Consider the following 13,079-nt stretch of genomic DNA (forward strand, 5'->3'; position numbering starts at 1 on the left):
CCGCACCTACGGCTGGGCGAGTTCAACGCTTCCTCCTGCTGTTTCCTGCCTCGGGGGTACAACCGGGACCGCCTCATCGGCTTCGACAACCTCATCCACCGCAACAACGGCGTCGTCTTCAATGATCTCGCCCGTCGCGGTGTTCACCGCCGGCGCCGCGGGCGCCCGCGCGGCGAGCGACGCCACGATCGCCGCCGCGGTGGCGCGGCCGATCCCGGGCACCTCGGTGATCTGCTCGATGGTCGCCGTGCGCAGCCGCTTGAGCGAGCCGAAGTGCGCGAGCACCGCCTTGCGACGGGTCTCGCCCAGCCCCGGGATGTCGTCGAGCGCGCTCGCCGTCATCGCCTTGGACCGCTTGGAGCGGTGATAGGTGATCGCGAAGCGGTGCGCCTCGTCGCGGATGCGCTGGAGCATCAGCAACGCCTCGCCGCTGCTGCGCGGGAGCACGACCGGGTCGTCCTCGCCGGGCACCCAGACCTCTTCGAGCCGCTTGGCCAGCCCGCACACGGTGACGTCGACCACGCCGGCCTCCTCCAGGGCCCGCACGGCGGCGGCGACCTGGGGCTGACCGCCGTCGACCACGATCAACTGCGGTGGGTAGGCGAACCGCTTGGGCTTGCCGGTCTCCGGATCGATCGGACCGGTGTTCTCCGCGTCGTCCGCGCCGTCCACGCCGCCGTCGGCCGCGTCCGTGGCCGCGTCGCGCGCGAGGTCGGACCGGTACCGCCGGAACCGCCTGGTGAGCACCTCGTGCATCGCCCTCGGGTCGTCCTGCCCCTCGAACGACTTGATCGCGAAGCGCCGGTACTCGCTCTTGCGCGGCAGACCGTCCTCGAAGACCACCATCGAGGCGACCACCTCGGTGCCCTGCAGGTGCGAGATGTCGAAGCACTCGATGCGCAGCGGCGCGGTGTCCATCTCCAGCGCCTCGGCCAGTTGTTGGAGCGCGAGCGAACGTGCGGTCAGGTCGCCGGCCCGGCGCAGCTTGTGCAGGTTCAGCGCCTGCGCGGCGTTGCGCTGCACGGTCTCCTGAAGCGACTTCTTGTCGCCGCGCTGCGGCACCCGCAGCTCCACCTTGGCGCCGCGCAACTCGCACAACCACTGGGTCAGCGCCTCGGTGTCCGCGGGCAGCGCGGGCACCAGCACCTCGCGCGGCACCGCCTCGCCGCGTTGTTCGCCGTAGAGCTGCTGGAGGAAGTGTTCGACCAGGTCGGCGGTGTCCACGTCCTCGACCCGCTCGGTGACCCAGCCGCGCTGACCGCGCACCCGGCCGCCGCGCACGTGGAAGATCTGGACGGCGACCTCGAGTTCGTCCTCGGCCAGCGCGATCACATCCGCGTCGGTGCCGTCGCCGAAGACGATCGCGTTCTTCTCCAGCGCCCGGGTCAGCGCCGTTATGTCGTCCCGCAGCCGGGCCGCCTTCTCGTACTCCATCGCCTGCGCGGCCCGCTTCATCTCCCGCTCGACGCGCTTGATGTAGGGGCCGGTGCGGCCGGCCATGAACTCGCAGAAGTCCTCGGCGAGCGCGCGGTGGTCCTGCGCGGAGATCTTGCCGGTGCACGGCGCCGCGCACTTGCCGATGTAGCCGAGCAGGCACGGCCGGCCGGTGCGGTGGGCGTTCTTGAACACGCCGGCCGAGCAGGTACGCACCGGGAACACCCGCAGCAGCAGGTCGAGCGTCTCGCGGATGGCCCACGCGTGCCCGTACGGGCCGAAGTAGCGCACGCCCTTGCGATGCGGACCGCGCATCACCTGCGCTCGGGGGAACTCCTCATTGAGGGTCACCGCGAGCGAGGGGTAGCTCTTGTCGTCGCGGTACTTGACGTTGAACCGCGGGTCGAACTCCTTGATCCAGGAGTACTCCAGTTGGAGTGCCTCGACCTCGGTGCCGACCACGGTCCAGTCCACCGCCGCGGCGGTGGTGACCATGCTCTGGGTGCGCGGGTGCAGGTTGGCCAGGTCCTGGAAGTAGGACGAGAGCCGGGCACGCAGGTTCTTCGCCTTGCCGACGTAGACCACGCGCCCGTGCTCGTCGCTGAACCGGTACACACCGGGCGACGTCGGGATCTGGCCGGGAGCGGGCCGGTACGACGACGGGTCCATTTCTCCACCCTATGTGCTGGCTCCAACAGATTTTCGCGGTCAACCCACGACGATCTCACCGTTCGCGACCGCGACCGGCAGCGGCGTCAGGCCGCGCCTGGCGGGCCGGCGAACGACGGAGCCGTCGTTCATCGAGAACTGGCTGCCGTGGCACTGGCACTGGATGACACCCTGGTCGACCTTGGTGACCAGACACCCCTGGTGCGGACAACGGGCGTCGAACGCCTTGTAATCGTCCTTGGCCGGCTGGGTGACCACGATCGAGGTGTCGGTGTACACCTTGCCCTTGCCGACCGCCACGTCCTCGGACCGACCCACCGTGACCGGTCCGTCCAGCAGCTTCTTCTCGTGCGGCGACGCGGCCTGGTTGTCCGCGGTGCACGCGCTCAGGCCGAGCCCGGCGGCGCCGACCGCGCCGACCACCGCGGCCCCCCGCAGCAGCGTGCGCCGGTCCGGTCCGTGATCGCCCTGCGGGTCGGTCGCGGTCTCGGTCCGGGGCTGCTGCTGCGCGGTCATGCGGGATCTCCTTGTGAACGGTGACGCCGGTGGCGTGGCCCGGACGGGCCACGCCACCGTGAGGCCGGTCAATCCTCGCACCCGGCCCGGATGCCACTCACGTCACCGTCGGTCGTACAGCACGTCCTGGAGGAACTTGCCGGTGTGGCTGCCGGCCACCTCGGCGACCTCCTCGGGCGTGCCCTCGGCGACGATCAGGCCGCCGCCGCTGCCCCCCTCGGGCCCCAGGTCGACCACCCAGTCGGCGGTCTTGATCACGTCGAGGTTGTGCTCGATCACGATCACCGTGTTGCCCTTGTCGACCAGGCTGGTCAGCACGCCCAGCAGCCGGCGGATGTCCTCGAAGTGCAGACCCGTGGTCGGCTCGTCGAGCACGTACACCGTCTTGCCGGTGGAGCGGCGCTGCAGTTCGGAGGCGAGCTTGACCCGCTGCGCCTCGCCGCCGGAGAGCGTGGTCGCGGGCTGGCCGAGCCGCACATAGCCCAGGCCGACGTCGTTGAGCGTGCGCAGGTGCCGGGCGATCGCGGGGACCGCCTCGAAGAAGGCCAGGCCCTCCTCGATCGGCATGTCGAGCACCTCGGAGATGTTCTTGCCCTTGAAGTGCACCTCGAGCGTCTCGCGGTTGTAGCGCGCGCCGTGGCAGACCTCGCACGGCACGTAGACGTCCGGCAGGAAGTTCATCTCGATCTTGATGGTGCCGTCGCCCGAGCAGTTCTCGCAGCGACCGCCCTTGACGTTGAACGAGAACCGGCCCGGCAGGTAGCCGCGCACCTTGGCCTCGGTGGTCTCCGCGAACAACTTGCGCACGTGGTCGAACACACCGGTGTAGGTGGCCGGGTTCGAGCGCGGGGTGCGCCCGATCGGGCCCTGGTCCACGTGGACGACCTTGTCCACCAGGTCGGTCCCGGTGATCCGGGTGTGCCGGCCCGGCACCAGTCGCGCGCCGTTGAGCTCGCGGGCCAGGTGGGTGTACAGGATGTCGTTGACCAGGGTCGACTTGCCCGAGCCGGACACGCCGGTGATCGCGGTGAACACACCCAGCGGGAACGCCACGCTGACGTCCTGGAGGTTGTTCTCCCGGGCGCCGTGCACCACCAGTCGGCGCTTGGTGTCGGGCACCCGGCGCTCGGTGGGGGTGGGGATGGACTTGCGGCCGGAGAGGTAGTCGCCGGTGGCCGAGCGCTTGTTCTTGAGCAGTTCCTTGTAGCTGCCCGAGTGCACCACCTCACCACCGTGCTCGCCCGCGCCGGGACCGATGTCCACGACCCAGTCGGCGATCCGGATGGTGTCCTCGTCGTGCTCGACCACGATCAGCGTGTTGCCCATGTCGCGCAGCCGGACCAGGGTCTCGATCAACCGGTGGTTGTCCCGCTGGTGCAGGCCGATGGACGGCTCGTCGAGCACGTACAGCACGCCGACCAGGCCGGAGCCGATCTGGGTGGCGAGTCGGATGCGCTGCGCCTCGCCACCGGACAGGGTGCCCGCGGCCCGACTCAGCGAGAGGTAGTCCAGGCCGACGTCGACCAGGAACCTCAGCCGCTCGTTGACCTCCTTGAGCACCCGCTCGGCGATCTTCTTCTCCCGCGCCACCAGCTTGATCCGGCCGAGGAACTCGGCGCAGTCGCTGATCGACATCGACGCGACGTCGGCGATCGACTTGTCCGCGATGGTCACCGCGAGCACGATCGGCTTGAGCCGGGCGCCGTGACACGTGGCACACGGCACCTCGCGCATGAAGCCCTCGAAGCGCTCGCGACTGGTGTCGGTCTCCGCCTCGGAGTGCCGACGCACGATGTAGGGCAGCGCGCCCTCGAAGGACGTGTAGTACGAGCGCTCGCGGCCGTACCGGTTCTTGTACTTGACGTGGATCTGCGTCTTGTGGCCGTTGAGCAGCGCCTTCTTGGCCCGCTGCGGCAGACCGTCCCAGGCGATGTCGGTCCGGAAGCCCATCTCGGCCGCGAGCGCGGAGACCAGCCGGCCGAAGTACTCCGACGCGTGTCCGCTCGACCACGGTGCGAGCGCGCCCTCGTCCAGCGACTTCTGCCCGTCGGGCACCACCAGCTCGGGGTCGACCTCCATCCGGGTGCCGATGCCGGTGCAGTCGGGGCACGCGCCGAACGGCGAGTTGAAGGAGAACGAGCGCGGTTCCAGCTCCTCGAACGACAGGTCGTCGTACGGGCAGTACAGGTGCTCGGAGAACATCCGCTCGCGGTGCGCGTCGTCCTCGGGCAGGTCGACGAAGTCCAGGATGACCATGCCGGAGCCGAGCGAGAGCGCGGTCTCCACCGAGTCGGTCAGCCGGCGCTTGGCCGAGGACTTGACGGTCAGGCGGTCGATGACCACCTCGATGGTGTGCTTCTCCTGCTTCTTGAGCTTGGGCGGGTCGGTGAGCTGGATCACCGCGCCGTCCACCCTCGCCCGGCTGTAGCCCTTGGACTGGAGCTCGGCGAACAGGTCGACGAACTCGCCCTTGCGCTCGCGCACGATCGGCGAGAGCACCTGGAAGCGGGTGCCCTCCTCGAGCTCCAGCACCCGGTCGACCACCTGCTGCGGGCTCTGCCGGGCGATCGGGCGGGAGCACTGCGGACAGTGCGGATGGCCGATTCGGGCGTAGAGCAGGCGCAGGTAGTCGTAGACCTCGGTGATCGTGCCGACCGTGGAGCGTGGGTTGCGGTTCGTCGACTTCTGGTCGATCGAGACCGCGGGCGACAGGCCCTCGATGAAGTCGACGTCGGGCTTGTCCATCTGCCCGAGGAACTGGCGCGCGTAGGACGACAGCGACTCGACGTAGCGGCGCTGTCCCTCCGCGAAGATCGTGTCGAACGCGAGCGAGGACTTGCCCGAGCCGGACAGCCCGGTGAAGACGATGAGCGCGTCGCGCGGAAGGTCGAGGGAGACGTCCTTGAGGTTGTGCTCGCGCGCGCCACGGACGATGAGACGGTCGGCCACTTGAGAATCGAAACCCTTCGACGACATGCCGCTGCGGCTGGATGGTGTCGGATCGGTACGCGTCGACGCGCGGAACGAGGTCGACAGTGCGGATCGCGGCGGTGTTCGAGCAGTGTCGGACCAGTGCTCGATGATGTACCTCGCGCCATCGTAAGCAGCCCGGGGCAGGTTTTTGTTCCCTTTGGGCCGCCAGGCTATCGCACATTCATTCGAACAAAACTTCTTGCGGCCACTCTTCACTCGATCGTGTGAAACACAGGCCCGGGGGTCCGCGCCACTAAGGTGAGACCCCAAGACCTCGTCGCTCCGGGACCCGTCTCGTCCCGCAGGTCGGCGGCGAGGCCGATCCGGGGGAGGTATGCGTGACCACGGACGGGTTCGATCCCGCCGCACTGCTCGCGGAGATCAACGACGCGACCGCGCAGGTATTGGCGACCGCGGAACGGCTGACGCCCGAGCACCTGGCCGGGCCGTCGTTGCTGCCCGGGTGGACCAGAGGCCACGTGCTGACCCACCTCGCGCGCAACGCGGACGCCCTGACCAACCTGCTGAACTGGGCCCGCACCGGGATCCCGACCCCGATGTACCCGCCCGGTGACGCCCGCGACCGGGCCATCGCGGAGGGCGCCGGGCGGCCCGCCCAGGAGCTGCTCACCGACCTGTACGACGCGTCCGGCCGGTTCGCCCAGGCGTTCACCGCGATGACGCCGACCGCGTGGGGCGCCAAGGTCACCGCGCGCAACGCGGGCGAGATCGCCGCCACGACGCTGCCCGCGAAGCGGCTGCGCGAGCTGTACATCCACCATGTCGATCTGGACGCGGGCTGGACGCCGGCGCACTGGCCGACCGAGTACACCGAGCGCGAGCTGAACGAGGTCGCGGCCTCCTTCCGCGGCCGCCCGGACTGCCCGCCGCTGCTGCTGCGCGACGACATCACCCACCGCGAACTGCGCATCGGCCCGGAGGGCGTGGCTCCGGCCGCCGTGGTCTCCGGCCGCCGGCAGTCGCTGCTCGCGTGGCTGATCGGCCGCACCAACGGCGACGGGTTGATCGTCGAGCCGTTCGGTCGACTGCCACCGCTGCCCGCGTGGATGTAGCGGGTGGTTCCGGTCGGCGAGGGCGCCGGTCGGTAGCCGGGAGGGCGCGCGGACGGGGAGGATGGCCTACATGACGTATCACGGATCCGTGAAGGTCGGCGGCGCCCCGGCCGTGCGCGAGCTGGCCAATCTGATGATCACCAAGGTGGCCGTCGGGCCCTACGACAACGACGCCTACCTGCTTCGCTGCCGCGCCACCGATCGGCAGTTGCTGATCGACGCGGCCAACGACGCGAGCACGCTGATCACCCTGGTGGGCGACGGCGGCCTGGCGAAGGTGGTCACCACCCATCGGCACCAGGATCACTGGCAGGCACTCGCCGAGGTGGTCACGCACACCGGCGCGACCACCGTGGCCGGGCGCGCCGACGCCGAGGCCATCCCGGTGCCCACCGACGTGCTCGTGGACGACGGCGACACGATCGCCTTCGGCGCGATCGAACTGCGGGCCATCCACCTGGTGGGCCACACCGAGGGCAGCGTGGCGCTGTTGTACGACGACCCCAAGGGCCACCCGCACCTGTTCACCGGCGACTGCCTGTTCCCGGGCGGGGTGGGCAACACCTTCGGCGACCCCGCCGCGTTCGACCGGCTGATCGACGACGTCGAGCACAAGCTCTTCGACCGGCTCCCGGACGAGACCTGGGTCTACCCGGGCCACGGCAACGACACCACGCTGGGCGCCGAGCGCCCGAGCCTGACCGAGTGGCGCGAGCGCCGCTGGTGATCCGCGCGCGCCGAGCGCCGGTCCGGCCGGGTCAGGCCCGACCGGCGCTCGGCGCGTTCGCCTTGCGCCGGGCCCGGTGCGCGGCCACGTTCGCGCGGTTGGCGCACGCGTCCGAGCAGTAGCGCTTGCGGCCGTTGCGGGAGGTGTCCGCGAACACCCGGTCACAGTCGGCCGCCGCGCACACGCCCGAGCGGCCCACACCGTAGTCGGCCACCAGGTTGGCCAGCCCCATCGCCGTGTTGATCCGCAAGCGCTGCACGAACGGCACCCCCGAAGGCGCGTGGTGCAGGTGCAGCCCGCGGCCGTGATCCACCAGCCGCGGCCGCACCTCGACCCGCGCCAGCAGGCCGTTGACGTGTTCGACGGCCGCCTCCAGGTCGGTGATCACGAAGAACGCGCGCAGCTCGCCGGCCCACTCCAGCAGGGGTTCGAGCGCGTCCCGGTCCAGGTCCTCGACCAGGAACGAGAACGCCCGCAGCACCTCCCGCGCGGAGAGCAGGTCCGGCGTCGAGCCGTGCGTGCCCGTCCACGCGTTGACCATCGCGACGGCAGCGCCGACGCCGTCACTACGGTAACCGTTGACTTCCATTGAACCCTTACCTAGGCTGCGAGTATGTAAGGAGCTACACCAGAACACTCATTACCCTATGCGATATGGGGGCAAAACGATGTCTTCCCGGTGCGATGCCTGCGGGCGGATCGAGGATCCGCGCATGACCGTACTGTCCCGGCACTCCACATCCCAGGGCGAGATCGTCTACACCCGCTGCCTGTGCGGCAGCGTCGGCGTGCGACTGCGGCCGGGAACGACACAACGACCCCCGCACGAGGTGGTCCTCGCACAGGGGCCGTCGGCCGTACCGCTTCCGGGCTGAAACGCTCCGGGGTCTAGACGCTCGCGTCCTTGTCGGCTCGCTCCGCCGCCTCGGCCGCCGCGTGCTCGTCCTTCTTCGTCTTGCGCAGGCTCAGCACCGTGGTCACCGTCAGGGTCGCCACGATCACGCCGAGCGAGAGCGGAATGCCGATCTCCGGCACGTGCACACCCTGACCGTGCAGCGCCTCGAAGATCAGCTTGACGCCGATGAAGCCGAGGATCACCGACAGGCCGTACGACAGGTAGACGAGCTTCTTGAGCAGCCCGCCGATCAGGAAGTAGAGCTGGCGCAGCCCCATCAGCGCGAACGCGTTCGCGGTGAAGACGATGTACGGCTCCTTGGTGAGGCCGAAGATCGCCGGGATCGAGTCCAGGGCGAACAGCACGTCGGTGGTGCCGACGGCGATCATCACGATCAGCATCGGGGTGACGAGGCGCTTGCCGTTCTCCTTCACCACGAGCTTCATGTCGCGGTAGCCGTCGGTGGTCGGCAGGACCTTCTCGACCTTGCGCAGGAGGGCGTTCTCCTCGAACTCCTCCTCCTCGTCCGACTTGGCCTCCTTGATCAGCTTCCACGCGGTCCAGATCAGGAACGCGCCGAAGATGAAGAAGACCCACGAGAACGCGGCGACGACCGCGGCGCCCGCGGCGATGAAGATGCCGCGCAACACCAGCGCGAGCAGTACGCCGACCAGGAGCACGCGCTGCTGGTACTGCGGCGGCACCGCGAACTTGCCCATGATCAGAACGAACACGAACAGGTTGTCGACGCTCAGCGACTTCTCGGTGATGAAGCCGGCGAAGAACTCACCGGCGGGTGCCGATCCGGAGAAGACCCACAGGCCGATTCCGAATACGACGGCGAGACCGACCCAGAAGATGCCCCACAGGGACGCTTCCTTGAGGGTGACCTCGTGCGGTTTGCGATTGAGGAACAGATCGACCGCCACCAGTGCCAACAGCACGACGATGGTCAGGATCCAGGCAACGGGTGAAACGTCCACTGCGCCTCCGGCAGACGTGGGGGGTCGCGTCATAGCCGGAGGGGGGATGCACCCCTCCGATTGCCTCCAGGATGCCAGAAGGTAAAGGAAACACCAAGCGATCCTTTACCAAATCCTGGTGACAGGTCGTCAGAAGACCTCTTGCGTCGGCCCGCTCGGAGTGTCCACTCACCCGTCAGGCCACCGGCGCGAACCCCCGACGCGGCTTGAGCGCGGGCGCCGGCAACCGCTCCGGGGCCCGGGCGGGCGGGACCGGCAGGCCCAGCCTGCGGGCACCGAGACCGGCCAGCAGCAGCGGCAGCAGGCGGGCGGTCACCCGGGCGTCGGCCAGCGCCGCGTGCGCGTCGGGGAAGGTCAGCCCGAAGTGCGCGCAACAGGTCCCGAGCTTGTGGTCGGCCAGCGGCAGTGCGGACGCCTTCGCGAGCTTCATCGTGCACAGCGCGGGCAGCGTCGGCGGGGTCATCCCCGTCGCAACGAACTCGGCCTCCAGGAACCGCTGCTCGAAGGACGCGTTGTGCGCGACCACCACGGCGCCCGCGAGCAGCCCGGCCAACTCGGTGGCGACCTGCGCGAACCGGGGCGCGCCCACCACGTCGGCGGCGGTGATGCGGTGTACGTGGCTCGCGCCGACCGAGCGCCCGGGATCCAGCAGCGTGGTCCACTCGCGCAACACCTCGCCGGTGCCGCGCATCCGCACCACGCCGATCTCCACGATGCGATCGCCACGGGCGGGCGAGAACCCCGTGGTCTCCAGGTCGACGACCGCGAACTCGGTACGCGCGACCTCGGCGGGCACCCCGAGCACGCGCGCGGGATCGACATAGGCGAACAAGGCGACATCCCTCTCCCCCGGCCGCCTTGACACGACCGACGGGGCGAGAGTCTATGACCCCCGCCCCGCCACATTTACCGCATCAGCACAATCCGCCCCATTCGAGCGACCCCACCATCCGCCGGGCCAAACCCACCTCACCCGACCGACGTTCGAGGCCACCCCGGCCGGAGACCAAACCGCAGCACCACACCCGGCCGGGCAAAACCACCTCAGCCCGGCCGGCGTTCGAGACCACCCCAAGCCAACCGACGCCGAACCCGAACCGGCGAACCAGTCCAGCCCGGCCGGCGTTCGAGGCCACCCCGGCCGGAGGCCGAAACCCCGCGCGCTCCGCGCTCAACGCGTGCCGGCCACCCAGGACAACAACTGCCGCGTCGCATCCGCACCGCCGGAGGGCAGGTCCGCCGTGTACACCCAGGGCAGCCCGATCCACGGGTCCATGATGTGGTCCTCCGGAATCGCGGTCAGCCGCAACAACGACCGCCACAACGGGTCGAGCAACGGCCCGAACGACTCGGCGTCACCGCGCGAGCCCACCACGACCACATGCACCCCGACCCGGGGCCCCTCCTCGACGATGTGCCGCAGTTGCGCCGCGCTGCGATCGTCGAAGCCGAACGGGAAGTCGTGCACCAGCAACAACTGCCGGGCCAGGTCCAGCTCGCTCGGCAGCGAGTCCACCGCGTCGTTGGCAACCGCCATCCGGACCAGCTCGATCCGGTCCAGCAGCCGCCCGAGCAGCGCGGACACATCGGCGGCGTCGGTGGCCACCGGGCCCACCAGCAGCCCGGAGGCCGCGAGCGGCTGCAACGGCGCGGCCGCCGTGCCCTTGCCCGCCGGGTCCACCACGTGCACCTTGAACTCGCCCACCGGGAACGCCGCGAACATCCGCGCGGTCAGCGACACCGCGAGCTCGTCGGCCCGCTCCGAGCCGTTGCCCCGCTCGCCCTCCAGGCCCGACGCGGCGGTGTCGATCCACAGTCCGCGATCCATCGGCAGCCGCAACACCATCGGCACCCGCAGCTCCGGCCGCTCCGGCAGATGCAGGTCGCCGAGCCGAATCGCCGGCGCCCCGTCCTCGGGAGCCTGCCACCCGGCCCACGACGTGCTGTCCCAACGCGCCATCACCGGCGGCAGGTTCGGCTCCAACTGCTCGATCTCGCCGACCAATTGCGCGGTGTCCCGGTCCAGCACGGCCTTGGCCTGCTCGGCCAGCGCCCGGTGCCGATCACGCGCGGTGTCCTGCGCGGCGAGCCCCGCCGGCGAGAAGCGCGCGGCCGGGTCGTTCAGGACGCCTTCCAGCTCCTTGTCCAGCCGACCGTCGGCGTACTCGATCGCCGACCGGTAGGCGGCGGCCGATCGGGCCGCGTCCTCGAACACGCCCCAGACCTGCTCGTACAGCTTCTCCACCTCGCGCCGCGCGGCCCGCTGCGCGGCCTCGCGCTCGACGTCCGGCGGAGCCGCGGCCCACGCCATGCCGCCGTTCGGGTCCACCCGGGGCACGGTGCCCGGCTCGCGCGGCTCGGTGGGCGCGTTCGCGGCGCTGAACGGCGCGGCGGTGGTACCGCCCAGCGCGGTGCGCGCCCGGTCCACCACGCGGGCCCGGTTCGCCACCCCGACGTCCTTGAGCAGCGCCTCCAGGCCGGCCTCGTAGCCCTGCCCGACGGCCCGCACCTTCCACGCGCCCTGACGGCGGTACAGCTCGACCGTTTGCAGCGCACGCTCGCTGCCCAGGTCGGTGATCCGGAACGTGGCCAGATCCTCGCCGGCCGCGCGCACGGTGACCACCGGCGCCGCGACCACACCGAACCGGTCCACGCCGCCGCCCTCGATCGTGACGCCGACCAGTGCCCGCTCGATCCCGGCGGGCAGCTTGTCCAGCTCGAAGGTCGCACCGGCCTGACGGATGCCCACCCCGGCGGCGTCGACACCGCCGCGCTGGATCACATCGTCGTCGTCGCGGACCCGATCGTCGGCCCCTACCAGGGTCACCACCAGCTCGACCGGGCATTGCGCCGCGATCTCGACCTCCACCCGGGTGTCGGGCAGCGCCAGGTTCTGACCCCGTACCAGTTCGGTGCTCACGTGCGTTCGTCCCCTCCCCGCCCCGCCGGGACGGACCCCGCGCGAGCGGGCCGGGAGGCGTGTTCCGCCCGTCCCGGCCCGCTCACCATGTTTGGTTGTACGTCCTACAGGTGCGCCATCAGAGCCGGGAGCAGGTCGCGCAGCGTCTGCCCGTGTGCGGGCTCGCCGATCGCGGCCATCTTCCAGGCGGTGCCGTGCCGGTACAGCTTGGCCATGATCTGGCCGGTGTAGTTGCCACCGCCGGAGAGCGTGTAGCGCGCCAGCTCGGTGTTCGTGCTCTCGTCCACGATCCGGCAGAACGCGTTCTCGATCTCCTGGAAGGTCTGCCCCTGGAACGAGCTGACCGTGAAGATGATCTGGTCCACGTGCACCGGCACGCGGGACAGGTCCACGAGAATCGACTCGTCGTCGCCGTCACCGTGCCCGGTCAGGTTGTCGCCGGTGTGGCGAACGGACCCGTCCTTGCTGGTGAGCTGGCCGAAGTAGCAGACGTCGACCGGCTGGTTCTCGGCGAACAGGACGCACGACGCGTCCAGGTCGACCTCCTTCTCCCGGCTGCCGAACAGGCCGCGGCGCTTGATGGCGTCCCATCCCAGGCCCATCCGGACCATGGTCAGCTCGCCACCACCCGGCTTGTCGAGTGAAATCCTCTGGCCCTTGGACATGTTGACGGCCACTGGCGACGTCTCCCCTCACAGAATTTGGTCACGCGGCTCGCGGGCCCCGCCCCGACGGGGCGGGCCCACACTGGCCGCAGAGTAGTCCTCGGAGGTCGCCGGTGTCCCGGCGAGCCCCCTCGGTCGCGTTCCGGATCACGAACCTACCGGTCAAGACGTACAGGCATCACAGGCCGTTCCCTCATATCCGGCAATCCGTCCCGGACATCCTG

Annotated in this window: 11 protein-coding genes; 3 read left to right on the forward strand and 8 right to left on the reverse strand. The window is 70.0% G+C overall.

What is annotated here, in order from left to right; genetic code table 11:
• Window positions 1–6: 6 nt before the first annotated feature.
• From uvrC to uvrA, 3 genes are all read right to left on the reverse strand, one after another.
• Window positions 7–2,103, reverse strand: a complete 2,097-nt coding sequence (gene uvrC, locus ACIRL2_RS11265) for an excinuclease ABC subunit UvrC (RefSeq protein WP_395862572.1) — start codon at window positions 2,101–2,103, stop codon at window positions 7–9.
• A 39-nt stretch (window positions 2,104–2,142) separates the two neighbouring features.
• Entirely contained in the window at window positions 2,143–2,619 is a 477-nt protein-coding gene (locus ACIRL2_RS11270) for a Rieske (2Fe-2S) protein (RefSeq protein ID WP_402231677.1), read from the reverse strand.
• A 102-nt stretch (window positions 2,620–2,721) separates the two neighbouring features.
• On the reverse strand, window positions 2,722–5,568 hold the full coding sequence (uvrA, locus tag ACIRL2_RS11275) for an excinuclease ABC subunit UvrA (RefSeq protein ID WP_395862570.1): 2,847 nt from the start codon (window positions 5,566–5,568) through the stop codon (window positions 2,722–2,724).
• Window positions 5,569–5,930: 362 nt separating this feature from the next.
• Here uvrA and ACIRL2_RS11280 point away from each other — a divergent pair, with 362 nt between their 5' ends.
• Together ACIRL2_RS11280 and ACIRL2_RS11285 are read left to right on the forward strand one after the other, a co-directional pair.
• The gene (locus ACIRL2_RS11280; protein ID WP_402231679.1) at window positions 5,931–6,665 is read left to right on the forward strand and encodes a maleylpyruvate isomerase family mycothiol-dependent enzyme; all 735 of its coding nucleotides are present in this window, start codon (window positions 5,931–5,933) and stop codon (window positions 6,663–6,665) included.
• Window positions 6,666–6,735: 70 nt separating this feature from the next.
• A complete protein-coding gene (locus tag ACIRL2_RS11285; RefSeq protein ID WP_402231681.1) occupies window positions 6,736–7,392 on the forward strand; it encodes an MBL fold metallo-hydrolase in 657 nt (218 codons plus the stop codon).
• A gap of 31 nt (window positions 7,393–7,423) precedes the next feature.
• Here the strand turns inward: ACIRL2_RS11285 and ACIRL2_RS11290 are convergent, their stop codons facing one another.
• Window positions 7,424–7,981 carry a CGNR zinc finger domain-containing protein gene (locus ACIRL2_RS11290; RefSeq protein WP_402231683.1) on the reverse strand — a complete coding sequence of 186 codons (558 nt, stop codon included), beginning with the start codon at window positions 7,979–7,981 and terminating at the stop codon, window positions 7,424–7,426.
• Between the two features lie 124 nt (window positions 7,982–8,105).
• On the opposite strand from ACIRL2_RS11290, the gene ACIRL2_RS11295 reads away from it, so the two are divergent.
• The gene (locus ACIRL2_RS11295; protein ID WP_402231685.1) at window positions 8,106–8,267 is read left to right on the forward strand and encodes a hypothetical protein; all 162 of its coding nucleotides are present in this window, start codon (window positions 8,106–8,108) and stop codon (window positions 8,265–8,267) included.
• Between the two features lie 13 nt (window positions 8,268–8,280).
• Here the strand turns inward: ACIRL2_RS11295 and ACIRL2_RS11300 are convergent, their stop codons facing one another.
• From ACIRL2_RS11300 to ACIRL2_RS11315, 4 genes are all read right to left on the reverse strand, one after another.
• Window positions 8,281–9,270: a TerC family protein gene (locus tag ACIRL2_RS11300; RefSeq protein ID WP_402231687.1), complete on the reverse strand. Its 990-nt coding sequence runs from the start codon at window positions 9,268–9,270 to the stop codon at window positions 8,281–8,283.
• Window positions 9,271–9,445: 175 nt separating this feature from the next.
• The gene (locus tag ACIRL2_RS11305) at window positions 9,446–10,102 is read right to left on the reverse strand and encodes an exonuclease domain-containing protein (RefSeq protein WP_395862561.1); all 657 of its coding nucleotides are present in this window, start codon (window positions 10,100–10,102) and stop codon (window positions 9,446–9,448) included.
• A gap of 339 nt (window positions 10,103–10,441) precedes the next feature.
• Window positions 10,442–12,190 (reverse strand): TerD family protein, encoded by a 1,749-nt coding sequence (locus tag ACIRL2_RS11310; protein ID WP_395862559.1) that lies wholly within the window; start codon window positions 12,188–12,190, stop codon window positions 10,442–10,444.
• A gap of 104 nt (window positions 12,191–12,294) precedes the next feature.
• A complete protein-coding gene (locus tag ACIRL2_RS11315; RefSeq protein WP_395862557.1) occupies window positions 12,295–12,867 on the reverse strand; it encodes a TerD family protein in 573 nt (190 codons plus the stop codon).
• Window positions 12,868–13,079: the final 212 nt, after the last annotated feature.

Source organism: Embleya sp. NPDC127516 (assembly GCF_044765325.1).
Lineage (GTDB): Bacteria > Actinomycetota > Actinomycetes > Streptomycetales > Streptomycetaceae > Embleya.

Bases quoted from the DNA above. Each gene is read 5' to 3' on its own strand.
- ACIRL2_RS11285 (WP_402231681.1), top strand. From the start codon at position 6,736: ATGACGTATCACGGATCCGTGAAGGTCGGCGGCGCCCCGGCCGTGCGC.
- ACIRL2_RS11270 (WP_402231677.1), bottom strand. From the start codon at position 2,619: ATGACCGCGCAGCAGCAGCCCCGGACCGAGACCGCGACCGACCCGCAG.
- ACIRL2_RS11295 (WP_402231685.1), top strand. From the start codon at position 8,106: ATGACCGTACTGTCCCGGCACTCCACATCCCAGGGCGAGATCGTCTAC.
- ACIRL2_RS11290 (WP_402231683.1), bottom strand. From the start codon at position 7,981: ATGGAAGTCAACGGTTACCGTAGTGACGGCGTCGGCGCTGCCGTCGCG.
- uvrC (WP_395862572.1), bottom strand. From the start codon at position 2,103: ATGGACCCGTCGTCGTACCGGCCCGCTCCCGGCCAGATCCCGACGTCG.